Annotated in this window: 18 protein-coding genes; 9 read left to right on the plus strand and 9 right to left on the minus strand. The window is 71.4% G+C overall.

The genetic code is table 11. The annotated features are described in order from the left end of the window. Positions 1-3: 3 nt before the first annotated feature. Complete coding sequence (locus tag AC1HFH_RS06645; RefSeq protein WP_480246553.1) at positions 4-2,955, minus strand: SWIM zinc finger family protein; 2,952 nt, start codon at positions 2,953-2,955, stop codon at positions 4-6. 775 nt (positions 2,956-3,730) lie between these two features. Between AC1HFH_RS06645 and AC1HFH_RS06650 the strand changes: the two genes are divergently transcribed. The 4 genes from AC1HFH_RS06650 to AC1HFH_RS06665 are packed head-to-tail and all read left to right on the plus strand — an operon-like array spanning position 3,731 to position 7,370. Continuing rightward, complete coding sequence (locus tag AC1HFH_RS06650) at positions 3,731-6,214, plus strand: AAA family ATPase (protein ID WP_480246554.1); 2,484 nt, start codon at positions 3,731-3,733, stop codon at positions 6,212-6,214. Further along, the gene (locus AC1HFH_RS06655; protein WP_480246555.1) at positions 6,211-6,612 is read left to right on the plus strand and encodes a hypothetical protein; all 402 of its coding nucleotides are present in this window, start codon (positions 6,211-6,213) and stop codon (positions 6,610-6,612) included. The genes AC1HFH_RS06650 and AC1HFH_RS06655 overlap by 4 nt, the downstream gene beginning before the upstream one ends. A gap of 51 nt (positions 6,613-6,663) precedes the next feature. Continuing rightward, on the plus strand, positions 6,664-7,053 hold the full coding sequence (locus AC1HFH_RS06660) for a YchJ family protein (RefSeq protein ID WP_480246556.1): 390 nt from the start codon (positions 6,664-6,666) through the stop codon (positions 7,051-7,053). Between the two features lie 41 nt (positions 7,054-7,094). Next, on the plus strand, positions 7,095-7,370 hold the full coding sequence (locus AC1HFH_RS06665) for an Rdx family protein (RefSeq protein ID WP_480246557.1): 276 nt from the start codon (positions 7,095-7,097) through the stop codon (positions 7,368-7,370). 17 nt (positions 7,371-7,387) lie between these two features. On the opposite strand, the gene AC1HFH_RS06670 is transcribed toward AC1HFH_RS06665, so the two are convergent. Continuing rightward, a complete protein-coding gene (locus tag AC1HFH_RS06670) occupies positions 7,388-7,603 on the minus strand; it encodes an FmdB family zinc ribbon protein (RefSeq protein WP_480246558.1) in 216 nt (71 codons plus the stop codon). 180 nt (positions 7,604-7,783) lie between these two features. On the opposite strand from AC1HFH_RS06670, the gene AC1HFH_RS06675 reads away from it, so the two are divergent. Beyond that, positions 7,784-9,361 (plus strand): carboxylesterase/lipase family protein, encoded by a 1,578-nt coding sequence (locus tag AC1HFH_RS06675; protein ID WP_480246559.1) that lies wholly within the window; start codon positions 7,784-7,786, stop codon positions 9,359-9,361. A 1-nt stretch (position 9,362) separates the two neighbouring features. On the opposite strand, the gene manB is transcribed toward AC1HFH_RS06675, so the two are convergent. Both manB and rfbD read right to left on the minus strand, forming a co-directional pair. Next, positions 9,363-10,442, minus strand: coding sequence for a mannose-1-phosphate guanylyltransferase (manB, locus tag AC1HFH_RS06680; protein ID WP_480246560.1), 1,080 nt, complete (start codon positions 10,440-10,442; stop codon positions 9,363-9,365). Between the two features lie 159 nt (positions 10,443-10,601). Continuing rightward, positions 10,602-11,468: a dTDP-4-dehydrorhamnose reductase gene (gene rfbD, locus AC1HFH_RS06685; protein WP_480246561.1), complete on the minus strand. Its 867-nt coding sequence runs from the start codon at positions 11,466-11,468 to the stop codon at positions 10,602-10,604. Between the two features lie 174 nt (positions 11,469-11,642). Here rfbD and AC1HFH_RS06690 point away from each other — a divergent pair, with 174 nt between their 5' ends. The 3 genes from AC1HFH_RS06690 (at position 11,643) to AC1HFH_RS06700 (ending at position 15,222) form a co-directional block, all read left to right on the plus strand. Continuing rightward, the gene (locus AC1HFH_RS06690) at positions 11,643-13,091 is read left to right on the plus strand and encodes an LCP family protein (RefSeq protein ID WP_480246562.1); all 1,449 of its coding nucleotides are present in this window, start codon (positions 11,643-11,645) and stop codon (positions 13,089-13,091) included. Positions 13,092-13,094: 3 nt separating this feature from the next. Beyond that, the gene (locus tag AC1HFH_RS06695; protein ID WP_480246563.1) at positions 13,095-13,808 is read left to right on the plus strand and encodes a TIGR03089 family protein; all 714 of its coding nucleotides are present in this window, start codon (positions 13,095-13,097) and stop codon (positions 13,806-13,808) included. Between the two features lie 109 nt (positions 13,809-13,917). After that, complete coding sequence (locus AC1HFH_RS06700; protein WP_480246564.1) at positions 13,918-15,222, plus strand: cytochrome P450; 1,305 nt, start codon at positions 13,918-13,920, stop codon at positions 15,220-15,222. Between the two features lie 4 nt (positions 15,223-15,226). Here AC1HFH_RS06700 and AC1HFH_RS06705 read toward each other — a convergent pair whose 3' ends face one another. Both AC1HFH_RS06705 and AC1HFH_RS06710 read right to left on the minus strand, forming a co-directional pair. Next, positions 15,227-15,907 (minus strand): response regulator, encoded by a 681-nt coding sequence (locus AC1HFH_RS06705; protein WP_480247741.1) that lies wholly within the window; start codon positions 15,905-15,907, stop codon positions 15,227-15,229. Positions 15,908-15,915: 8 nt separating this feature from the next. Next, complete coding sequence (locus AC1HFH_RS06710; protein WP_480247742.1) at positions 15,916-17,427, minus strand: sensor histidine kinase; 1,512 nt, start codon at positions 17,425-17,427, stop codon at positions 15,916-15,918. Between the two features lie 284 nt (positions 17,428-17,711). Between AC1HFH_RS06710 and AC1HFH_RS06715 the strand changes: the two genes are divergently transcribed. Beyond that, positions 17,712-19,181, plus strand: coding sequence for a phytoene desaturase family protein (locus tag AC1HFH_RS06715; protein WP_480246565.1), 1,470 nt, complete (start codon positions 17,712-17,714; stop codon positions 19,179-19,181). Here the strand turns inward: AC1HFH_RS06715 and AC1HFH_RS06720 are convergent. The 3 genes from AC1HFH_RS06720 to AC1HFH_RS06730 all read right to left on the minus strand — a co-directional run bounded on the left by AC1HFH_RS06720 (position 19,172) and on the right by AC1HFH_RS06730 (position 21,929). Continuing rightward, positions 19,172-20,128, minus strand: coding sequence for a cation diffusion facilitator family transporter (locus AC1HFH_RS06720; protein ID WP_480246566.1), 957 nt, complete (start codon positions 20,126-20,128; stop codon positions 19,172-19,174). The two genes, AC1HFH_RS06715 and AC1HFH_RS06720, sit on opposite strands and share 10 nt — an antisense overlap. Before the next feature lie 174 nt (positions 20,129-20,302). Continuing rightward, complete coding sequence (locus AC1HFH_RS06725) at positions 20,303-20,839, minus strand: hypothetical protein (RefSeq protein ID WP_480246567.1); 537 nt, start codon at positions 20,837-20,839, stop codon at positions 20,303-20,305. Positions 20,840-21,005: 166 nt separating this feature from the next. Further along, positions 21,006-21,929, minus strand: a complete 924-nt coding sequence (locus tag AC1HFH_RS06730) for a cation diffusion facilitator family transporter (RefSeq protein WP_480246568.1) — start codon at positions 21,927-21,929, stop codon at positions 21,006-21,008. Positions 21,930-22,004: the final 75 nt, after the last annotated feature.

The raw sequence follows: 22,004 nt of genomic DNA on the forward strand, positions 1-22,004 counted from the left end.
TGGTCACTGCAGCTCCTCGAGCATCTTCGCGCGGTAGGTGAGGTCGTCGGCGATCGTGGTGAACGCCTGTTCCCAGGCGGGATCGCCACAGGTGCGGGCCAGCGTGGTGGCATCGGCCGCTTCGGTGACGGGCAGGTGGACCGAGGCCGCGGTGAGCAGCGAACGCTCGGTGTACGGATGGGCGGCGTAGGTGGCGGTGCGCCGGGCAGCGGTGCGGGCGCGTTCGTGCAGCAGCTTCAGCACATGCCGGCCGACCGGAACCGGCCACGGATGCCCGAGTGCCGGTAACAAGGCCTCCAGTTCCGACAGCCAGGTGGAATCCAGCCGCAGCAGATGCGTCACCCGATCGTCCTCGGGCAGCAGGGCGAACAACTCCCGGCGGCGCAGCATCGCCTGGTCGGTCGGGGTGCCGGCATGGAACAGGGCGTGCGCCCACCCGGCATCCGAACGGGCAACCGTGGCATCCATCCAGCCGTCGAACACCGGCTGCCGGAACCGGTTCGGGATCCGCTCGCCGAGCTCGCCCACCGGAACCGCACCGGGGCCGTCCCACCAGAATCCGAGCGGGGTCGCGGCCACGGCGCGACGGACGTGTTCGGCCGCCGGATCCGGTGCGCCCGCCCACCGGTAGCTGGTGTGCGTGGCCCGGTCACCCAGCCCGTCGCGGCGGCCTGCCTCGTCCAGCTCGCCCGGTGCCGGGTGGTCCGCGGTCAGCCAGGCCCGCACCCGGGCGGTCATCCGGGTGGCGAATGCCGACGCGGGCAGCATCCCGAGCAATTCGACGGCAGTCCGGCGCACATCGCCGCGCCGGTCGTCGAGGGCCCGCTCCAGCAGGGGCTCATCGTCGGGACCGAGCCCGTCGCGCAGAACTGCGAGCAGTCCCGCCTTCCCCGGCCCGGATTCCGTCCGCCAGGCATTCGCCAGAACAGTGCCCGCCGTCACCGGATCGTCCCGGCGGAGCCGGGCCAGCCACTCCTCGCGCTGCGCAGCGGTGCCGAACAACCAGATGTCGTCCGCCTCGGGCCGGTTCGCCTCGGCAGTTTCGCCGGGGTCAGGTGTACCGGCTGCCTCCGGGCCGCCGCTCGCCGCCGGTGTTGTGCCCGGCCGTCCGGCATCCGCCCGGGACTCGGGACCTACCGGGCAGGCCGGGAAGCGTTCGAGGAGGCCGGTCCATTCGGGGTTGAACCGGGCCAGCCAGGCACCGCGCGGTCCGGCCATCCGGAGCAGATCGGCACCGCGGCCGGTCCCGGTACGGGCGGCGGCCAGGGCTACCGCGCAGAGATGGTCGGGCAGGCGGAAATCGGCCGGGGCCGCCGCATCGAACCATTCGTTCAAGAACGGCGACTTCTCGGCCAGCATCCGCTCCAGCCGTTCGGCGGCGGCCGGCGGAAGCTGCCGGCGCGGGTCGTCGCCGGCCGGGGCCGGGCGGACCGCGGATCCGGCCGGTCGTCCGGCACGCAGGTAGAGATCCTGCAGAGCCACACTGTCGAGCAGCAGGTCCTCCGGCGGGCCCGAGCGTTGTGCCAGCACCTCCGTCACCGGGGCCGGTGCCGCGGACGGTTCCGGTGTGCGCCGGGCCGTACCGAGCAGGGCGGTGGAGACCGCGTCGGCCAGCCCGGGTTCCGTTGCCACCGGGGCCGCGCCGGGCTCCTCGGTGCCCAAGCCGTGCACCGTGCCGGCGGTGTGCACCGACACCGGATCGAACCCCTCGCCGGTCCACAGGCCGAACACCGTCACCGGATGGCCACCGGACAATGCGGCCAGCCGCCAGGGCTGCGCATCCCGCCGCAACTGCAGCGCCGTGCCGTCGGATTCGGCCAGCTGCCAACCGGATTCATCGGGAACCGGAATCACGTCGGCCAGCACCGCCGGCCAGGACCGCAGCCACGGATCAGCGCCCAGGGCCTCGGCGTAATCGCGGCGGGCCGCGGCGATCGTCTGCGTGCCGCCGCACACCGTGGTGAACGGCTCCGGTGCGGTGTCCCCGGCGCCTCGCTGCGCCCGGAGCGCGGCCGCACCCGGATGGAAATGCAGGGCGGCCTCGAAGGAAAAGCCCGGTGCAGGAACGGCACCGGCGAACGACGGCGAGCCGAACGAATGCTCCACCAGCACCGCCCAGCGCCCCGTGGTCCGCCCGCGCAACCAGGTCCGCCTGGTGTACACCCGGTCCTCCAGCCCGATACGGAGCCCGAGGACCTGCCACCGATCCCGGACACCCGGCCGATCGGCCACCACATCGCCGGACGCCGGGTAACCGATATGCGCCCGCACCGCCGCCGCCAGCTCCTCCGGCAGGGCGTCGAGATCACGATGGGCGGTGATCAGCAACCGCAGCCGCGCGAACTCGCACAACAAGATCTGCGGCCACTCCGCCTGTCCGTGCACGGCCGGTACCAGCCGCCGCAGTATCGCGGCGATCCCGGGCGCCTGTGCATCCACCATGCGGGCAGCCATCGCCTCCAGCGCCGCCGGGGTGCGATCGCTACTGCCGAAACCGGTCCGGATCCGGTCACCGAGCCAGACCTCCAGCTCGGCGAGGCCGGCCGACACCCGACCCCGGCGCCGCTCGATGGCCGCCGCACTGGTGGGCGCCCGCTTCTTCGGCGCCGGGTCCGCCGCCTTCGCGGCCCGCCCCGCCAGCCATTCGGCCGCATGGTCGGCAACCTCGTCGGCTGCCGGCACCTCCCCGTCCGACCAGGCCAGCAGCAACGCCAGGGCATGTTTACACGGGAACTTCCGGCTCGGACAGGAACACTTGTACGCAGGCCCGGCCAGATCGACAGCAGTCCGATACGGTGTCGCCCCGCTACCCCGGCACCGGCCCCACAGCGCCGTATCCCGGGTACCCGTCTCCTGCCAGCGCCCGGCCAGCTTGCGCGCGGCGGTCAGCGAACTCGCATCCGGAGCCAATGCAGCCACCTGCTCCTCGGTCCACGGTGCCATTGCGGCGGCCATCTTCCCCCCTCTCTCGGCGGCCATCGGTGCCCCACCGATCGTGCATCCGCACCCACATCCGGTATCGCCCGAAGTTCTACCCCACCCCACCGACAGTGTTGGATGGAGCAGCACTGTGCTGGATGGAGCAGCTCCGCTGCTCGAGTCGCGGCCCCTGGGGGGCCTCGATTTTTCCCTCCTCCGCTCAGTCGCTTCGCTCCTTCGCTCCGTCAGTCCAAAATCGAGGCGGGGCCGCTCGGTGTGGGATGGAGCGACTCCGTCGCTCGAGTCGCGGCCCCTTCGGGGGCCTCGATTTTTCCTTCCTGCACTCAGTCGCTTCGCCCCCTCGCCCCTCGCTCCGAAATCGAGGCGTGGCCGCTCCGGAGCGACTTCGTCGCTCGATATGTGGTGCTCGGGAGTCGCGATCTTCCTTTCTGATTCGGTTGCTCGGCTCCCGGCCGAGTCGTTCCGGGCTTCTCCTGGGATGCACGGCTACCCGATTCCCCGACGTGGCCGGTTGAATTTTCTGGGGCACAGCAGGATTCGGTCCTCCCCGGGGGTTGTGCATTGTGTCCGTTACTGGCATTCTGTTCTGTTCGGCGCGACCGAGCCACCCTGCCGGGTGTAATCCACCACGAGCTGCCCGCCGGAGTGGGCGAGGGGTGGTCATCGGTACCGCCGGGTCCGGATGGCCATACCATTCCGCGGGCAGATTCGGGTAGCGTCTGCAGTCAGCTTTCGCCGACGAATCACACCGGGCCGGGTGCGGTGCCGGTGCCAGGGGGAGACGCTCACCATGCCTGCCGATCCGGCCGCCGATACGGTGGTTCCGCCGCGAATGTCGCCGGACCCCGACGAATCCGCTTCGGATCCCGCCTTATTCGCGCAGCTCGACGACCGGCTGACGGCCGACCCGGCTGTCGACGCCGCGGTGGCCGCCGCGGTACGAGCGGCGCTGACGGCCGACTCGTCTCCCGCCGATCCGGATCCGGCCACCGACACTGTTCCCGGCGACATCTACCTCGACGCCATCCGGGTGCGCGGGTTCCGTGGCATCGGTCCCGAGGCCCGGCTGTCCCTACCGCCCGGCCCGGGGCTGACCCTGGTCACGGGGCGCAACGGCAGTGGGAAGTCGAGCTTCGCCGAGGCGGGTGAGCTGGTGCTGACCGGCGGGAACCACCGCTGGGACGGGCGCGCCGCGACGTGGCGCGGCGGCTGGCGGAACCTCCACGATGACGCCGGCGCCCGAATCGAGGTGGATCTACTCGTTTCCGGTCCGGAATCGCGACTTTCCCTGGTCACCGAGTGGGCAGCCGACGCCGGATTGGACGATGCGCACCGCACCCGGCGTCGTGGCGCCGCGGCGCCGGAGCCCTTCGATCCGGAGCCGTGGCAACCCCAGCTGCAGCTGTATCGGCCGTTCCTGTCCTACAGCGAACTCGGCGCGCTGGTCGACGGCCGGCCCAGCGAGTTGTTCGACGCCCTGCACCGGCTGCTCGGCCTCGACGAGCTGGCGGCCGCGCAGGAACGCCTGCGTCTGCAGCGTCTGGAATTGGAACGCGCGGTACGGCACTGCCGCACCGAACGGCTCGCGCTGGTGGATCGGCTCGAACGGCTGGGCGACGATCGGTTCGGCGCGATGCTCGAACTGCTGCGCCGGGACCGGCCGGACCTCGACACCCTGGCCGCCGAGCTGGCCGCCGCCCCCGATGCGGCCCCGATCGTCCGGGACCTGCTCGAGCTCACGGTCCCGGCCGCCGGTGTCGTCGAGCAGGCAGTCGAGCGGCTGCGGACGGCCGGGAGCCGGCTGGAACGGTGCCGGAATCCGGACGCCGAATCCGATCTGCGGGTGCTGCAGCTGCTGTTACGGGCCCGCGAGCACGCCACCCACGTGGCGGCCGGCCAGTGCCCGGTCTGCGGGCAGGGCGCGCTGGACGCCGAATGGGCCCGGTCGGCCGATGCGGAGATCGAACAGCGCCGGGCCGGCTCGGCCGAGCTCGCCGCCGCCGGCAGCGAATTCGAGCAGGCGGTGGCGGCGGTGCGCGCGCTCGCCGAGGCGGTTCCCGAGGCGCTCGCCGCCCCGGTCACCGCCGTCGACGTCGGTGACCTGCGGACGACCTGGACCGACTGGGTGACGACGGCGACCACCGCAACGCCGCACGCTCTCCCGGACCTGATACCCGCCCGGTATGCCGCGCTGGCCGGCGAATTGGCGGCAGTGCAACGCGCCGCCCGGATCGAAACGGAACGATCCCGGCGGCTCCGGCAGCCGATCACGGATCGGCTGACCGGCTGGCTCGCCGAGGCCCGCGAGGTCGCCGCGGACGCCGACCGGCTGCGGACCGCCCGACAGGCCGCCGACTGGCTCAAGGACGCGGCGGCACAGCTGCGGGAGGAGCGGCTGGCGCCGGTCGCCGAGACCGCGCGCTGGGTCTGGCGGACCCTGCGGCAGCAGAGCAACGTCGATCTGGGAAGCATCCGGTTGCAGGGCAGCGCCGGGACGGCGCGCCGGGTGCTGCTGGATGTCAGCGTGGACGATGTCGACGGTGCGGCGCTGGGCGTGATGAGCCAGGGTGAGCTGCATGCGCTCGGCCTGTCGCTGTTCCTGCCGCGGGCGACCATGCCGCAGAGCCCGTTCCGGTTCGTGATGATCGACGACCCGGTGCAGGCGATGGATCCGGCGAAGGTCGACGGTCTGGCCCGGGTGCTCGCGGCGGTGGCCCGGACCCGCCAGGTGGTGGTGTTCACCCACGACGAACGGCTGGCCGAAGCGGTACGCCGGATGCATCTGGACGCGACGGTGCTCGAGGTGCAGCGCCGGGAACGGTCGGTGGTTCAGGTCCGGGTGGCGGGCGATCCGGTCCGCCGCTACTTCGACGACGCCCGTTCGCTGCTGCGTACTCCGCAATTGCCGGCCGCGATCGCCGACGAACTGGTGGCGACCTGCTGCCGCTCGGCGATCGAGGCGGCGGCGCAGGCGCGGGCCCGTCGCGAACTGCTCGCCGCCGGGATGGACCACCTGCAGGTACAGCGCCGGATCGGTGCCGCACACACCACCCGTGCCATGGTGGCGCTGGTGGTACTCGGCCCCGGTGGCCGGGTGGACGACCTGAATCGGGAACTGACCAGGCTGGCGGGCCGCTGGCCGGTCGATGTGCTGCGGGACGCGACCGCCGGGGCACATGTGCCGATCCGCCGCCCGATGCGGGACCTGATCACCGAGACCGAGCGGTTCGTCGATTGGCTCGCCGAGGTTCGTCCCGCGCGGGCACGGCGATGACGACCCGGCGGACCAGGATCCGGCAACGGCGTTCGCAGCGACCGACCGTCGCGCAGCGGCTCGCGGTGGTGGACCGGCTGACCGGCGGCGCGGTCCCCGCGGCCGACGGGGTATGGGCCCGGGCCGGTGCCTGGATCCTCCGGCTGGCCCTGGAACAGAGCGTCGACCGGTACTGGGCGCGGGTGGCGCCGGAACTGATGCGCTGTCCGATGCGGACCCAGCTGCTGGCCCTGCGGCTGTACGCGGGCGCGGATTCGGCGGCCCGGGTGGCCGCGCTGTGGGCGGCGCTGTCCCGGGCCGCCCATCACCACGACTACGAACTGGCACCCGGTGTGGTCGAGTTGCGGCGGTGGCGGCAGCAGACCGCAGAACTGGCCGCCGAACTGGAAAGCGTCTGACCGGCCACCCTGCCCAGGTGCCGTCGCCGCGGTGGCGGCAGCATGGTCGGTATGGATGCCGAGAAACCGTGCCCGTGCCGGCGCGGCGAACCGTTCGGGGAATGCTGCGGACCGTTGCTGTCCGGCCGCCGCGCCGCGCCGAGCGCCGAGGCCCTGATGCGTTCGCGATACACCGCATTCGCGCTGGGTGACGTGGATTATCTGCTGCGGACCTGGCATTCGCGTACCCGGCCGCCGGAATTGTCCCTGGACCCGGGCCTGCGCTGGCTGTTCCTGGAGATCGTGCGCACCGAGCACGGCGGTCCGTTCGACGACACCGGCATCGTCGAATTCGTCGCGCACTACCGTGCCGAATCCGGCCGCGGCCGGTTGCACGAGACGTCCCGCTTCACCCGCACCGACGGCGCCTGGACCTACGTCGATGGCGAGCTGGGCACCTGACCCGCCCGGCCCGGCATCGACCGGAGCAGTAGGTTGACGATATGGCACGGGTAGCGATCGAATACTGCACGCAGTGCCGCTGGATGCTGCGGGCGAGCTGGATGGCGCAGGAACTGCTGAGCACCTTCGCCGCCGATCTGAGCGAGGTGGCGCTGGTCCCGGGTACCGGGGGCGTGTTCCGGATCACGGTCGACGGCGACGAGGTGTGGGAACGCAAGTCCGACGGCGGCTTCCCCGACATCACGGTCCTCAAGCAGCGGGTGCGGGACCGCGTCGCCCCCGGCCGCGACCTCGGGCACGCCGACCGGCGCGACTGACCGGCCCCGGACTGCGATCAGCTGCAGCACCCGCCGCCGCAGCATCCGCCCGCCGGTCCGGGAGCCGGGGCGGGCGCCGCGGAACCGCCGCCGACGGTGCCGAAGGTGGTGAGCAGCTTGACCGTGTCGTCGTGTCCGGCGGGGCAGCTGGCGGGATCGCTCGACCGCGCCATCGGCCGGCTGACTTCGAAGGTGTCGCCGCAGGCGCGGCACCGGAATGCGTAGTTGGGCATCGCGCGATTCTACGACCGGCGGCGCGGCGGTGTGCCGATCCACACCCTCGTCGCCGTTTCCGCCGGTGGGGAGCTGTTTTCCGGGGCTTCCCGGCGGCCGGTCGCCGATCTTCGTCGGAGTGCGGACGTACCCTCGCAAGAAGAGGCCGGCAACAGATGGACGGGCGGGAGGTGTGCGTGATGAGCACGAACGTCGAGACCGAGGCCGAGATTTCCGGACCCGATGCCGATCCGGTGGCGCGGACCGGCGCTGGGACGGTGGCCGGAGCCTGGGACGGCCCGGTGGCGGTGTGGCGCAGCATCCCGTACGCCGCGGCACCGTCCGGTGCTCGCCGGTTCGCGCCGCCGGAGCCGCCGCAACCGTGGGACGGTGTCCGCGAATGCGTCGTGCCGGGCGATATCGCGCCGCAGGCGATGGGTGCGATGGTGCCGGTCGGCTCGGACCTGCAGATGGGCGAGGACTGTCTGTGGCTCGACGTCTGGTCACCGGTCGCCGATACCGGCCGCGCACCGCGCCCGGTGCTGGTCTGGCTGCACGGCGGCGCCTACTGCCTGGGCACCGCGGCACAGCCCATCTACGACGGGCGGCGCCTGGCCGAGAACGGCGATGTCGTGGTCGTGACCGTCAACTACCGGCTGGGCGTCTTCGGGTTCCTGGATCTGTCCAGCCTCGGCCCGGAATTCGGCACCAATCTGGGCCTGCGCGATCAGATCGCGGCGCTGGAATGGGTGCGCGACAACATCGCCGCATTCGGCGGTGACCCCGCCAACGTCACGATTTTCGGCGAGTCGTCCGGCGCAGGCTGCGTGACGGCCCTGCTGACCTCGCCGCCGGCCGAGGGACTCTTCCATCGGGCCATCGCGCAGAGCCCACCGGCCACCACGGTCTTCGGCCGGGAGCGGGCCGCCGCGGTCGCCCGCCGATACCTGGAACTGCTCGAACTGCCGCCCGAGGACGCCGGCAGCCTGCTCGACCTGCCCCTGGAACGGCTGGTGGAGGTGGGCGCCGTGCTGCTGGACGAGGTGCCGGTGAACGAACCCGGCCGGCTGGCGGCGGCTCCGGTCGTCGACGGCGACATCCTGCCCGGCTACCCGGTCGATCGGTTCCAGCGCGGCCGGTCGCACCGGGTGCCGCTGATCATCGGCACCAACCGGGACGAGGCGTCGCTGTTCCGGGTGTTCAAATCACCGATCATGCCGGTCACTCCCGATGCGGTGAACACCATGCTGCGGGATGTGGCCGAAGCACATCCGGACATGTCGCCGGAGCGGATCGCCGAGATCTCCTCGGCGTACCCGGATCTGGACAAGACCCGCGGCGCGCTGGCGATGTCCACCGACGCCGCGTTCCGGATGCCGGCCTACTGGGTGGCCGACGGCCACGCGCAGCACTCACCGACCTGGGTGTACCGCTTCGACCACGCCACCCCGATGCTGCGCGCGGCCCGGGTGGGTGCCGGGCATGCCACCGAACTGCCGTATGTGTTCGGCAATTTCGGCACTCTGAATCACGACCCCACCTTCTGGCTGGGTGGCCGCAAGGTCGCGAGCGAAGTGTCCGGCCGGATCCGGCGGCGCTGGCTGGCCTTCGCCGAGCACGGCGTACCGGCTGCCCTGGACGGTTCCAAACACTGGCCGCCCTACGACCCCGCCGCGGGCCGCACCACCCTGCTTATCGACGCCATCGACCGGGTGGTCGACGACCCGGACCGGGAGCTCTACACCGCCTGGGGTGACCAGGCGGTCGGGTTCGGCTGAGCTACACGTCGGTGGAGAAACGGATCCCGCCGTCGGGGATCTCGATACCGGGCCAGACCCGGGCGCCGCGGAGCAGTTCGCACCGGGCGCCGATCTGGGCGCCGTCGCCGATCACGCCGTCGCGGACCAGGGCGCGGGGGCCGATCCGGGCGCCGAAGCCTACGATCGAACGTTCGACGGTCGCACCGGCCTCTACGACGGCGCCGTCGAAGATCACCGCGCCGTCCAGCCGGGCGCCCGCACCGATCTCGGCGCCCCGGCCGACCACCGTGCCGCCGATCAGCAGCGCCCCGGGCGCGATCCCGGCACCTTGATGGACCAGCGATTCACCCCGCTGGCCGGGTAGGGCCGGGGACGGAGCGATGCCCCGGACCAGATCGGCCGAACCCCGCACGAAATCCTCCGGGGTGCCCATATCGCGCCAATACGAGCTGTCGACATGCCCCTGCAGCCGCGCACCCTCGGTGAGCAGCGCCGGGAACACCTCGCGCTCCACCGAAACGGGCCGTCCGCTCGGGATCTTCTCGATGTATTCGCGACGGAACACATAGCAGCCGGCATTGATCTGGTCGGTCGGCGGATCCTGGGTCTTCTCCAGGAATGCCGTCACCCGGCCGTCCTCGTCGGTCGGGACACAGCCGAACGCCCGGGGATCGCCCACCCGCACCAGGTGCAGGGTGACATCGGCGTGGCTACTGGTGTGGGTGTCCAGGATGGCGGTCAGGTCGGTGCCGCCGAGCACATCGCCGTTGAACACCATCACGTTGTCGGCACGCAGTTTGGGCAGCACATTGCGGATGCCGCCGCCGGTGCCCAGCGGTTGCGTCTCGGTGACGTACTCGAGTTCCAGCCCCAGTTCGGACCCGTCGCCGAAGTGTTCCTCGAAGACCTCGGCCTTGTACGACGTGCCCAGGACCACATGGGTGATGCCGGCCTCGGCGATCCGGGCCAGCAGGTGGGTCAGGAAGGGCAGCCCGGCCGTCGGCAGCATCGGTTTCGGAGCCGAGAGGGTGAGCGGACGCAGCCGGGTCCCCTGGCCGCCGACCAGGATCACGGCGTCGGTGCCTGCATTGCCTGCCATCGAGTTCCTCTGTTCACCGTGGGACTCACCGCCCGGTCCGGACGATGGTGCGCGCCATGTCACGCAGGGCAGATAGAACCGCATCGGGTGAGGTCGCCGCAAGTCGGCACCGGTGGCACGGATCCGCGCGGTTGCCCTGCCGAGCCTACCGCCGCCGGCTCAGCCGGGTGTCCGGGCCAGCGCCTCGGCCAGGGCCGCCCGCCAGGGGCGCAACGGTGTCAGCCCGGCGGCATTCCAAGCCGCCGGGGACAGCGCGGAGTAGGCGGGCCGGGGCGCGGGCCGCGGGAACTGCGCCGATGAGCAGGGCCGGACGCGGTCCGGGTCGGCGCCGACGCCGGCGAAGACTGCACGGGCCAGCTCGAACCAGCTGGCTGTGCCGGAATTGGTGGCGTGCAGGATCCGAGGCGCATCCGGCCGGTGCGCGAGTTCGAGCAGTGCGGCCGCGAGGTCGGCGGTGAAGGTGGGCGAGCCCACCTGGTCGTCGACCACGTCGACGGTGTCGCGGTCGTGTTCCAGCTGCCGCATGGTGCCCACGAAGTCGCCAGCGGTGCCGTCGTACACCCACGCCGTGCGAACCACCTGTGCCGCCGGGTGCAATTCCAGGACGGCCTGCTCACCGGCGAGTTTGCTGCGCCCGTAGACGGTCGCCGGGCCGGTCGGATCGCCCGGTTCGTACGGCCGGGGTGTGTCCGACCGGGTGCCGGGGAACACATAGTCGGTGGACACATGGATCAGCCGGGCCCCGGCCGCCGCGCAGGCCGCGGCCAATACCGCAGGGCCGGTCGCGTTGCCCGCCGTGGCGCCCGCCGGATCCGATTCGGCGGCGTCTACCGCCGTATACGCGGCGCAATTGATCAGCACCGCCCCCGGGCTCAGGATCCCGTCGACGGCGGCCCGGTCGGTGATATCGAGATCGCGGCGACCGAATCCCTCGGCGCCGGGGTCGAGCTGCCGGACCGCCCGGCCGAGCCGGCCGTGGGCACCGGTGACGATCAACCGGGCAGGGGTGGTGCGTGCGCCGTTCACGCGGGTCAGTCTGGCACGCCGGGACATCGGTGTTTCGACGGCCGTGGGTAACTGTTGGTTAGCCTGTGATCATCGGTGCCGCCGAGTGGGCCTGCCCCCGGACGGTAACGACGGTTGCCGGACCGGGGAGCACGGTCCGGCGGGGGAGTGACGTTCATCGGAGAGGATGCGACCGTGGCACAGCCGAGGAGCCCGATACGCACGGTACTCACGATCGCTGCCGTCGCCGTGCTGATCGTGACCGGCTTCGCCTGGCACAGCATCGACGGGCTGATCTCGGGTATCGAGCGGATCGCCGGCCTCGGGCTGGGCGGTGGCGCCGACGGCGCGGTGGACATACTGCTGGTGGGAGTGGACAGCCGCACCGACGCCCACGGGAATCCGCTGACCAGCGCCGAACGCTCGCTGCTGCACGCCGGCGACGAGGTCGGCACCAATACCGACACCATCCTGCTGATCCGGGTCCCCGACGACGGCCGCTCGGCCACCGCGATCTCGATTCCGCGGGATGCCTATGTCGACATCCCCGGGCTCGGGAAGGGCAAGATCAACTCGGCCTACGGCGCGACGAAGATGTCCGAACAGCAGGAACTGCTGGACGACGGGGTCGCCGAGGACGAGGCCGAGCGGCGATCCACCCAGGCCGGCCGTAAGGCCCTGGTCGATTCGGTGTCGCAGCTGACCGGGATCCGGGTCGATCACTACGCCGAGGTCAGCCTGCTCGGTTTCGTCCTGCTCACCGATGCGGTCGGCGGTGTCGAGGTGTGCCTGAACGAAGCGGTCGACGAATGGCGTTCCGGCGCGTCCTTCCCGGCCGGTCGGCAGCGGCTCGACGGCCCGCAGGCGCTGAGCTTCGTCCGGCAGCGGCACGGGCTGCCCCGGGGCGATCTGGACCGGATCGTGCGTCAGCAGGTGTTCATGGCACAACTGGTGAGCCAGACGCTCAGTGCCGGGACGCTGGGCAATCCGGGGCGGCTGCGCGAGCTCAGTGATGCGGTGGGCCGGACCGTGGTGCTCGACGAGGACTGGGACGTGCTGGCCTTCCTGCAGCAACTGCGGGAGCTGTCGGGTGGCCGGGTCCGGTTCGAGACGATTCCGGTGGCCGATCTGAACAGCATGACCGCCGACGGTGAATCGGTGGTCCGGGTCGACCGCCAGGAGGTGCGTGCCTACGTGGCCGGTCTGACCGGCGACGAACCGCCCGCCGAGGAGGCGGAACCGGCGGTGCGGCCGGCGTCGGCGACGGTGAGCGTGTACAACGCCGGCGGTGTCCCGGGCCTGGCCGGCACCGTCTCCGGAGTGCTGACCGGACAGGGTTTCGGCGAAGGCATCGTGGCGAACTATTCCGGCGAGCCGGTGCACGCCAGCCGGGTGCTCGCCGCCGACCCGGACGATGCCGAGGCCCGGGCGGTTGCCGAGGAACTCGGTGGGCTGCCGGTGCTGGCCGATGCCACGTTGGCTCCCGACGCCGTGACCGTGATCCTCGCGGGGGACTATTCTGGTCCGGGCTCGGACGCCGACGGAGTCTTCGACTTCTCCGGTTCGTCCGGCACGACCGGGACACCGGTGCCCCCCGCCCCACCCATCGATGCCGGCCAGAACGGACCGAAATGCGTGAATTGAACCATGCGTGAACCGAACTCGACCCTGACCGAAGTACTGCTGGAACCGATCCTCGCGAACGACCCGGCGGGCCCGCTGGTCACCTGGTACGACGACGCCACGGGCGCCCGGATCGAACTGTCCGCGCTCACCCTCGACAACTGGGCGGCCAAGACCGCCAATCTGATCCGCGACGAGTTCGCCCTCACCCCGGGTGGCCGGGTGGCGGTGCTGCTGTCCGCGCACTGGCAGACCGCGGCGGTGCTGCTGGGCTGCTGGTGGGCCGGAGCAGAGGTGGTGCTGAGCCCAGATCCCGATGCCGAAGTCGCGTTGTGCACCCCGGACCGGCTCGACGACACCGACGGCGTGGCCGAGGTGGCGGTGCTCTCGCTGGACGCGATGGGGTCGCCGGTCCGGGATATCCCGGTCGGCGTCACCGACTTCGCCACTGCGGTGCGTGTGCACGGCGATCAGTTCCACCCGGGCGGCACCGGAGCTGCGTTGGAAGGGCGCACGGTGCCGGAGGTGTTCGCCGCGGCCCGGGCCTCGGCCGAACTGCAGGGCATCTCGGCCGGTGACCGGGTGCTGTCCACCCGGCCCTGGGATACGGCCGAGGAACTGATCGACGGCTATCTCGCGGTCCTGGCCGCGGGGGCTTCGCTGGTGCAGGTGGCCAATCCCGATCCGGAACAGGTGCAGCGCCGGGTGGCGGCCGAACGGGTCACGGTCCGCCGATAGCCGGCCTCCTACCACGGTAGGGCGCAGCGAATCCGACCCGAGCACGTTCCACCACCGGCCGATCCGTCGTACCGTGGACAGACGGGCGATTCCGGGAGGTCGGTGGAACATGAAGCCGCAGTACTGGTTGCGATGGGCGGGCGAGCACGGGATGTCCCGGCTGATCCTGCATGCCCGGGCCCGGCAGGGCGATCCGTTCGCGCGGCTGGTGGCCGGCCCGGAAGGGCTGCACGATCCGTACCCGCTGATCGAAACCCTGCGCGGCACCGGCGGGCTGCAGCGGACCCCGCTGGCCATCGTCTCGTTCGAACATGCGGTGGTCCGGACGGTGCTGCGGGACAAGCGCTTCGAAGTCCGCCCGGCGGTGGGCGCCGAGGTGCCCGCGGTGCTGCGGCGGCCCGCCCGGCGGGTGGTCCTGCCGCCGAACCCGGTCGAGCCGCCCTCGATGCTGATGCTGGACCCACCGGAGCACAGCCGGATGCGGCGCCCGGTGTCGGCCGCATTCACCCCGCGGGCCATCGCGAGGCTGCGCCATCGGGTCGAGTCGGTGACCACCGAACTGCTCGATGCCCTGCCGGAGGACGGCACCGCTGACTTGGTCGGCGATTTCGCCGCCCAGGTTCCGATCGCGATCATCGCCGATATGCTCGGCTTCCCGGAGCGGGACCGGCCGCTGTTCCTACGCTGGGGTGATGCGGTGACGCCCCTGCTGGATGTGGGGATCGACCACCGGACCTTCGACCGCGCCATGCGCGCGATCGAGGCCATGAACGACTATCTGCGCGCACATATCGCGCAGCTGCGGCGGACGCCCGGGGACGATATCCTCAGCGCCCTGGTCACCGGGGGAGAGCTGGACACCGACGAACTGGTGGCCAGCGCGGGCCTGCTGATGGGCGCCGGATTCGAGACCACGGTCAACCTGATCGGCAACGGTATCGTCGCCCTGCTCGGCAATCCGGCGGAAGCGGCCCGGCTGCAGGCCGAACCGGAGCTGTGGCCGAATGCGGTGGAGGAGATCCTGCGCTTCGACCCGCCGGTCCAGATGACCGCCCGCGTCGCGCCCACCCCGGTGACCCTGGCCGAGGTCGAGGTACCGGCCCAGCAACTGGTGCTCCTCTCGCTGGCGGGCGCCAACCGCGACCCGGCCGTGTTCCCCGATCCCGCCGTATTCGACGTGGCCCGGCCGAATGCCCGGGAACATCTGAGCTTCAGCAACGGCATCCACACCTGTCTCGGCGCCAGCCTGGCCCGGATGGAGGCCACCTACGCGCTGCGGGCCCTGTTCGAGCGGTTCCCCGAGCTGCAGCCGGCCGGGCCGCCCGAGCGACGGCAGCTGTTCACCCTGCACGGCTACGAACGGATGCCGATCCGGCTGGGCCGCCGCGCCCGGGCGGAACAGCCGGTGGGCTGAGCGGTCAGCGGTCGCGCCACCGGTAGCGGATCCGGGGGCGGCCCGCCCCGCCGTATTCCGAGTGCCGGTCGAGCAGGCCGTCGTCGGCCAGGCGTTCCAGATAGCGCCAGGCGGTGATCCGAGACACGCCCACCGCGGTCGCGACATCGGCGGCGGTCGAGCCGACGGCCGAGGTGCGCACCACCCGCGACACCTGGGTCAGCGTATCCGGCAGCACCCCCTTCGGCGCGGTATCGCGCTGTTCGGGTGCCCGCAGCACATTGAGGGCCCGGTCGATATCGTGTTGGGACAGTGCCGCCTCACCTGCCGGCAGCGCCGTGCGGAACTCCCGGTATCGCTCCAGCCGATCCCGGAAGGCGGCGAAGGTGAACGGCTTGAGCAGATACAGCACCACCCCGTGCGCGACGGCCGCACGGACCAGGGCCAGATCCCGGGCCGAGCTGATGGCGATCACATCGGGGCCGATCCGCGCTGCCACCTCCAGGCCGCTGATGTCGGGAAGCCCGATATCGAGGAGCACCAGATCGATCGGTTCCCCGTCGGCGGCCGCCGCGTCGACCGCGGCCAGCGCGCCCCGCCCGGTGTGCACGACGCCGGCCACCTCGAACCCGTCCAGCCGCTCGGTGTAGGCCCGGTGCGCTTCGGCGATGAGCGGCTCGTCCTCGACGATCAGTACCCGGATCACTGCTGATTTCATGCTCGGTTGCCTTCCTGCGGCGCGCCGGTGGCGGCCGGCGGAATCCGGACGGTGACGGCGGCCTCCGGTGTGGTGGTCGTGGCGATGGTGCCGCCGTGCCGGGTGACCACCCGGTACACCAGCGCCAGCCCGAGACCGGCGTGGTCGGATTTGGTGCTGTACCCACGTTCGGCGGCCCGGACGAACAGCTCCTCGGACATACCGGGCCCGCTGTCGGCGACGCGCACCATCAGGCCCGCCGCGTCGCCGCGCACCGTGACGGTCACCCAGGCGCGTTCGGTACCGGCGACGGCGTCGATGGCATTGTCCACCAGATTCCCCATCAGGGTCACGGTCTCGTGCGGGGACAACGGCGCCGTGGAATCCAGCGCGGTCTCCTCGGTGATCTGCAGCGCCACCCCCTGTTCGGCGGCCTGATCGATCTTGCCCAGCAACAGTGCGGCCGGCACCGGGTCGCCGACATCGCCCAGCAACCGGTCGATCAGGGTCTGCGACACCTGCAGCTCCGCGGTGGCAAAGGCCACCGCCTCCGCCGGCCGGCCCAGCTCCACCATGGTGACCACGGTGTGCAACCGGTTGGCGGACTCGTGCGCCTGGGCACGCAGCGATTCGGCGAATCCGCGCATCGAATCCAGCTCACCCAGCACCTCGCGCAGCGCGGTACGGTCGCGCAGCGTCAGCACTGTACCGATCGAGCGGCCCTCCCAGGTGACGATGTCCTGGTTGACCAGCAGCACCCGGTCCCCGGTGACATGCATCTCGTCGCGGACCACGCCGAAACCGATCCGGCGCAACGAGGTCGGCAGATCGGACCGGTGGATCGGCCCCTCGGGCAGCTCGAGCAGCCGCCGCGCCTCGTCGTTGACCACCTCGGCCGGTCCCGGTTCGCTGCCGAACACCAGCAGTCCCTCGTGGATCGAATGCAGCACCGCGTCGTGATGCTCGTAGAGCACCCGCAATTCGTCGGGCGCCAAGCCGTGGGTCTGCCGGCGCAGCCGGCGGCTGAGCAGGAACGACGACACCGCGGCGACGGTCAGACCGGCCGCCGCCACCACCAGAATCTGCGAAAGCTGTTCGGCCAGCTGATGCCCGATCCGGGCACGGGTCACCCCGGCCGAGACCAGCGCGATCACCTCGCCGTCGGCCCGGACCGGGCTCACCGCGCGGATCGAGGGGCCCAGCGTTCCGGTGAAGGTTTCGGTGAAGGTGTCACCGGCCAGCGCCGGTTCGATGTTCCCGATGAAGCGGCGTCCGATCCGGTCCGGCCGCGGATGGGTGTACCGGGTTCGGTCCGGGGCCATCACGACGACGAAGTCCACACCGGTATCGGCCCGGATCCGCTCGGCGACCGGCTGCAGCAGCGCCGTCGGATCCGGGGATCGGACGGCCTGCGCCGTCGACGGCGCCTGGGCGAGCCCGACCGCGACTCCGCGCACCTGCCGGGTGGTCGCCTCGTCCCCGCTGTGCTGCGCATCGATGACCGCCAGCACCGTGCCGGTACCGATCATCACGGCCAGCAGGATCAGCTGCCGGACGAAGGCCTGCGCGGCCAGGGAACGACGCCGATGGTGCACGTCTTCCTCCACTGTCGTCCCCGGATATCGCCGAAAGGCCACCCGGCGGTGCCGGATGTCGCCGCGGGTGGCCGCCGGTTGTCCGTTCTCAACTTACTCTCGCCGCCGGGGTGGTTCCGAGACCCGCACGGCGAACCGCCTCAGCCGCGCCGGGCGACTCGGCGGCTGCCGAAGGCGTAGCGTGGCGGGCAGAACGCAGGAGAGGGGACTTCGGTGCGATGACGGATGTCGCGGTGGTCGGGTCCGGGCCGAACGGGCTGGCGGCGGCGGTGGTCGCCGCCCGGGCCGGGCTGTCGGTACGGGTGTTCGAGGCGGAGCCGAGTGTCGGCGGCGGCTGCCGGACCGCGGAGACGACCTTGCCGGGCTTCCAGCACGACATCTGTGCCGGTGCGCATCCGATGGCCCTGGCCGCCCCGTTCTTCCGGGCCTTCGATCTCGCGGCGCACGGTGTGGAACTGCATGCGCCCGAGGTGTCCTATGCCCATCCGCTCGACGGCGGGGTGGCGGGGCTGGCCTGGCGGGACCTGGACCGCACGGTGGCGGATCTGGGCCGGGACGGACCGGCCTGGCGGGCCCTGTTCGAGCCGCTGGTCCAGCAGTGGCCGGAGGTCGTCGCGCTGGCCATGTCGGATCTGCGGCGGCCGCCCCGGGACCTGCCGACCGCCCTGCGGTTCGGGCTCCGGATGCTCGAACAGGGCTCACCGCTGTGGAACGCGCGTTTCACGGAACCGGTCGCCCCGGCCCTGCTGAGCGGGGTCGCGGCGCACGCGATCCGCCCGCCGCGCGCGCTTCCCGCGGTGGGCGCGGCACTGCTGCTGGGGACCCTTGCCCACGCCGGCGGCTGGGTGATCCCCCACGGCGGCAGCCAGGCCATCGCGGATGCGCTCGCCACCGAACTGATCCGGGCCGGCGGGCAGATCGTCACCGGTCACCGGATCGACGATCCGGCCGAACTGGGGCGCCCGCGTGCGGTGCTGTTCGACACCTCGCCGGCCGAACTGCTCCGGATCTACGGTGACCGGCTGCCCGCCCGGTACCGGCGGCAACTGGCCCGGTTCCGTTACGGCGCCGCCGCCTGCAAGGTCGACTTCGCACTGTCCGGCCCGGTGCCCTGGGCAGCGCCCGGCTGCGACCGTGCCGGGACGCTGCACCTGATCGGCACCCGTGCCGAAGCGATGCAGGCCGAACGCAGCGTCGCCGCCGGCAGCTACGCCGAGCGGCCGTACGTGCTGGCGATCCAGCCCGGCGTGGTCGACCCCGGCCGGGCCCCGGCCGGTCGGCACACCTTCTACACCTATGCCCACGTCCCGAACGGGTCGCCGCGCGATATCAGCGGTGCGATCATCGCCCAGGTGGAGCGCTTCGCCCCGGGCTTCCGGGACCTGATCCTGGCCACCCACGTCACCCCGGCCGCGCGGATGCCGGTGCACAATGCCAACTACGTCGGCGGCGATATCTCGGCCGGGGCGATGACCCTGCGGCAGACCCTGTTCCGGCCGGTGGCGCGGATCGACCCGTATGCCACGCCCGTCCCGGGTGTCTACCTGTGCTCGTCGTCGACGCCGCCGGGACCCGGGGTGCACGGAATGTGCGGTATGCATGCGGCCGGGAACGTGCTGCGGACCCGGTTCGGCATCCGCACCGACCCGGCAGGGCTGCTCCGTGGGGAGCCGGTGCGCTACCGGTGAGCGGTGGGGGTGTCATCCGGCCGCGGTGCGGAATCGGCCGGTTCGGCCGGCGCAGGCTGCAGGTAGACCGAGGTGGCGATCGGTACCGCCGCCCGGATACGTTGCCCGGCGCCGGTGAGTACTTCGGCGATCTCGGTCATCGGCGCCGTCGCGGGCACCGTGACCACCGCATTGACCAATAGTTCCTCCGGGCCCAGATACTGGGTCTGCAACCGCGGAATCCCCTCGATCCGGGAGTCGGCCGTCAGCGCCGCCCGGAGCGCGGTGTCCTGTGCCGCCGTCGCGCCCTCCCCGATCAGCAGGCTCTTGGTCTCCACGATCAGGATCAGCGCATTGACACCCAGCAGCAGGCCGATTGCGAGGGTTCCGATGCCGTCCCACACCGGATCACCCGTCAGCATCGTCATGCCGACACCGGTGAATGCGAACAGCAGGCCCAGCAGGGCGCCGCTGTCCTCCAGCAGCACCACCGGCAGCTCCGGATTGCGGGAACTGCGGATGAACTGCCACCAGCTGGCCTTGCCCTTCAACGGGGCGGATTCGCGGCGGGCTGTGCGCAGGCTGAACGCCTCCAGCACCATCGACACCAGCAGGATCGCCACCGCGATACCCGGTGACTCCAGTTCCCGCGGCCGCTGGATCTTGTGCACCGCCTCGAAGATCGCGAACACCGAGCCCATGGTGAACAACACCAGCGCCACCACGAACGAATAGAAGTACCGGTTCCGGCCGTGACCGAACGGATGCAACCGGTCGGGTTTGCGGTGCGCCGCCGCACCACCGATGAGCAGCAGCAGCTGGTTGCCGGTGTCGGCGACCGAATGAACCGCCTCGGCCAGCATCGACGACGATCCGGTGATCGCCGCGCCCGCGAACTTGGCCACGGCGATCCCCAGATCGGCGCCGAATGCCGCGAAGATCGCCTTGCGACTCGCGCCCTCTGCCATGGGCGACGACCCTACCCGCGCCTACCGGCCCACCGGAGGCGACGCGCTGGCCATGCCGGGATCAGGTGGTGTCCGCTACCGCCTCCGGCCCGCCGGGATCAGGTGGTGTCCGATGGGCCTGACCCCCGAGGGCCTACGTGGTTACACTCCGCTACCGCCTCCGGCCCGCCGGGATCAGGCCGGGAGCACCGTGATCGTGCCCTGGCAGACCGCGTTCTGGGTGTTCACGAACCACCAGCCGGCGCCGGTCTGCACGGTGACCGTGAACGAGACGGTTCCGGTTCCGGTCCAGGTGCGGTTCACCGGGATGCCCGGCTTCTGCTTCAGGAACTCCTCGTCACTGATGCTCTGTCCGGTCGCGCCGGTGGTCTCGTTGTGCCAATCGACCAGGACCCGGGTGCCGTACCAGTCGGTGCCGAGGTACGGAATCAGGCCGCTGGGCGGGGGCGGGAGTTCGTTGTTGCCGGACAGCAGAATCGACGGCTCCAGCACATCCCCGCCGGGCGGGAGGCTGGCGCCGGAGCCGGCATTGATGTTCCAGGTGAACCCGGGCGCCCACGGCAGCGGATTGGCGCTGCTGCAGCTCATCCCGGTCGACGACGGCGGCGCTGCGGCGGCGGGTGCCGCCCCGGCCACCCCGAGTCCGGCCACGGCCAGGACGGTCGCGGTTGCCGATACGGCGGCGGTGCAGAACCTGCGGGTCGGTGACATCGTGCGGTTCGGTGACACAAGAGCTCCCGTCTCGAGGAATCGGTTGCACAGGCCGGCGGCGGATCGCACCGACCGCCGGCAGCGCAGCCCGAACTGGCTGTTTCGACTCTCGGAATGGGTATCGGCCCGACGGCGAGCGATGTTTCGCCGGGCGGTCACCGGCCGGTCAGGCCGGCTGTTCGGCGCGGTACAGATCGGGTTCGAGGTAGATGATCCGGGCCGCGGGCACGGAGTCGCGGACCCGGGCTTCGGCGTCGTCGATCGCTGCCGCGATCTCGGTGATGGTCGAGCCGGGCGCGACCGCCACCTTCGCGGCCACCAGCAGCTCCTCCGGGCCCAGGTACTGGGTCTTGAGGTGGATGACCCGGGTGATCGCGGTCCCGTCCACCAGGGCGGTGCGGATCCGTTCGTCCTCCCCGGCGGTGGCGCCCTCACCGATCAGCAGGCTCTGCATCTCCACGATCAGCACGATCGCGATCACGCCGAGCAGGACACCGATGGCGAGGGTGCCGATGCCGTCGTAGATCGGGTCGCCGGTGACCACGGTCGCCAGCACCGCGGTGAACGCGAACACCAGGCCGATCAGGGCGCCGGTGTCCTCCAGCAGCACCACCGGCAGTTCCGGGCTGCGCGAATTGCGGATGAACCGCCACCAGCTCGCCGAGCCCTTCAACGGCCGGGACTCGTGCACGGCCGTCCGGAAGCTGTAGGTCTCCAGGGCGATCGCGATCCCGAGGATCACCAGCGCCACCGCCGGTGAGGTGAGTTCCTCGGGATGCTGGATCTTGTGGATGCCCTCGTAGAGGGCGTACACCGAGCCGAGCGTGAACAGCACCAGGGCCACCACGAACGAGTAGAAGTACCGGCTGCGCCCGTAACCGAACGGATGCAGCTCGTCGGCCTCGCGGGCGGCGCGATTCTGGCCGAACAGCAGCAGCCCCTGGTTGGCGGTATCGGCCACCGAGTGCACGCCCTCGGCAAGCATCGAGGCGGAGCCGGTGATCGCCGCGCCGACGAACTTCGCTACCGCGATACCCGCATTGGCGCCGAGTGCCGCGATGATCGCCTTCCTGCCCCCACCTGCAGACATCCGAATGCCCTTTCGCCACAACGAGCTCGTGTTGTGCGGCCGACTCGAATCGCCCGCGGATCGGACATACTCTAA

Source organism: Nocardia sp. KT25-26 (assembly GCF_056627695.1).

Coding starts and splice junctions, on each gene's coding strand:
- AC1HFH_RS06670 (WP_480246558.1), bottom strand. CDS start 7,603: ATGCCCAACTACGCATTCCGGTGCCGCGCCTGCGGCGACACCTTCGAA.
- AC1HFH_RS06725 (WP_480246567.1), bottom strand. CDS start 20,839: ATGTCACCGACCCGCAGGTTCTGCACCGCCGCCGTATCGGCAACCGCG.
- AC1HFH_RS06675 (WP_480246559.1), top strand. CDS start 7,784: ATGAGCACGAACGTCGAGACCGAGGCCGAGATTTCCGGACCCGATGCC.
- AC1HFH_RS06650 (WP_480246554.1), top strand. CDS start 3,731: ATGCCTGCCGATCCGGCCGCCGATACGGTGGTTCCGCCGCGAATGTCG.
- manB (WP_480246560.1), bottom strand. CDS start 10,442: ATGGCAGGCAATGCAGGCACCGACGCCGTGATCCTGGTCGGCGGCCAG.
- AC1HFH_RS06710 (WP_480247742.1), bottom strand. CDS start 17,427: ATGATCGGTACCGGCACGGTGCTGGCGGTCATCGATGCGCAGCACAGC.
- AC1HFH_RS06655 (WP_480246555.1), top strand. CDS start 6,211: ATGACGACCCGGCGGACCAGGATCCGGCAACGGCGTTCGCAGCGACCG.
- AC1HFH_RS06645 (WP_480246553.1), bottom strand. CDS start 2,955: ATGGCCGCCGCAATGGCACCGTGGACCGAGGAGCAGGTGGCTGCATTG.
- AC1HFH_RS06715 (WP_480246565.1), top strand. CDS start 17,712: ATGACGGATGTCGCGGTGGTCGGGTCCGGGCCGAACGGGCTGGCGGCG.
- AC1HFH_RS06700 (WP_480246564.1), top strand. CDS start 13,918: ATGAAGCCGCAGTACTGGTTGCGATGGGCGGGCGAGCACGGGATGTCC.
- AC1HFH_RS06665 (WP_480246557.1), top strand. CDS start 7,095: ATGGCACGGGTAGCGATCGAATACTGCACGCAGTGCCGCTGGATGCTG.
- AC1HFH_RS06660 (WP_480246556.1), top strand. CDS start 6,664: ATGGATGCCGAGAAACCGTGCCCGTGCCGGCGCGGCGAACCGTTCGGG.
- AC1HFH_RS06695 (WP_480246563.1), top strand. CDS start 13,095: ATGCGTGAACCGAACTCGACCCTGACCGAAGTACTGCTGGAACCGATC.
- AC1HFH_RS06730 (WP_480246568.1), bottom strand. CDS start 21,929: ATGTCTGCAGGTGGGGGCAGGAAGGCGATCATCGCGGCACTCGGCGCC.
- AC1HFH_RS06720 (WP_480246566.1), bottom strand. CDS start 20,128: ATGGCAGAGGGCGCGAGTCGCAAGGCGATCTTCGCGGCATTCGGCGCC.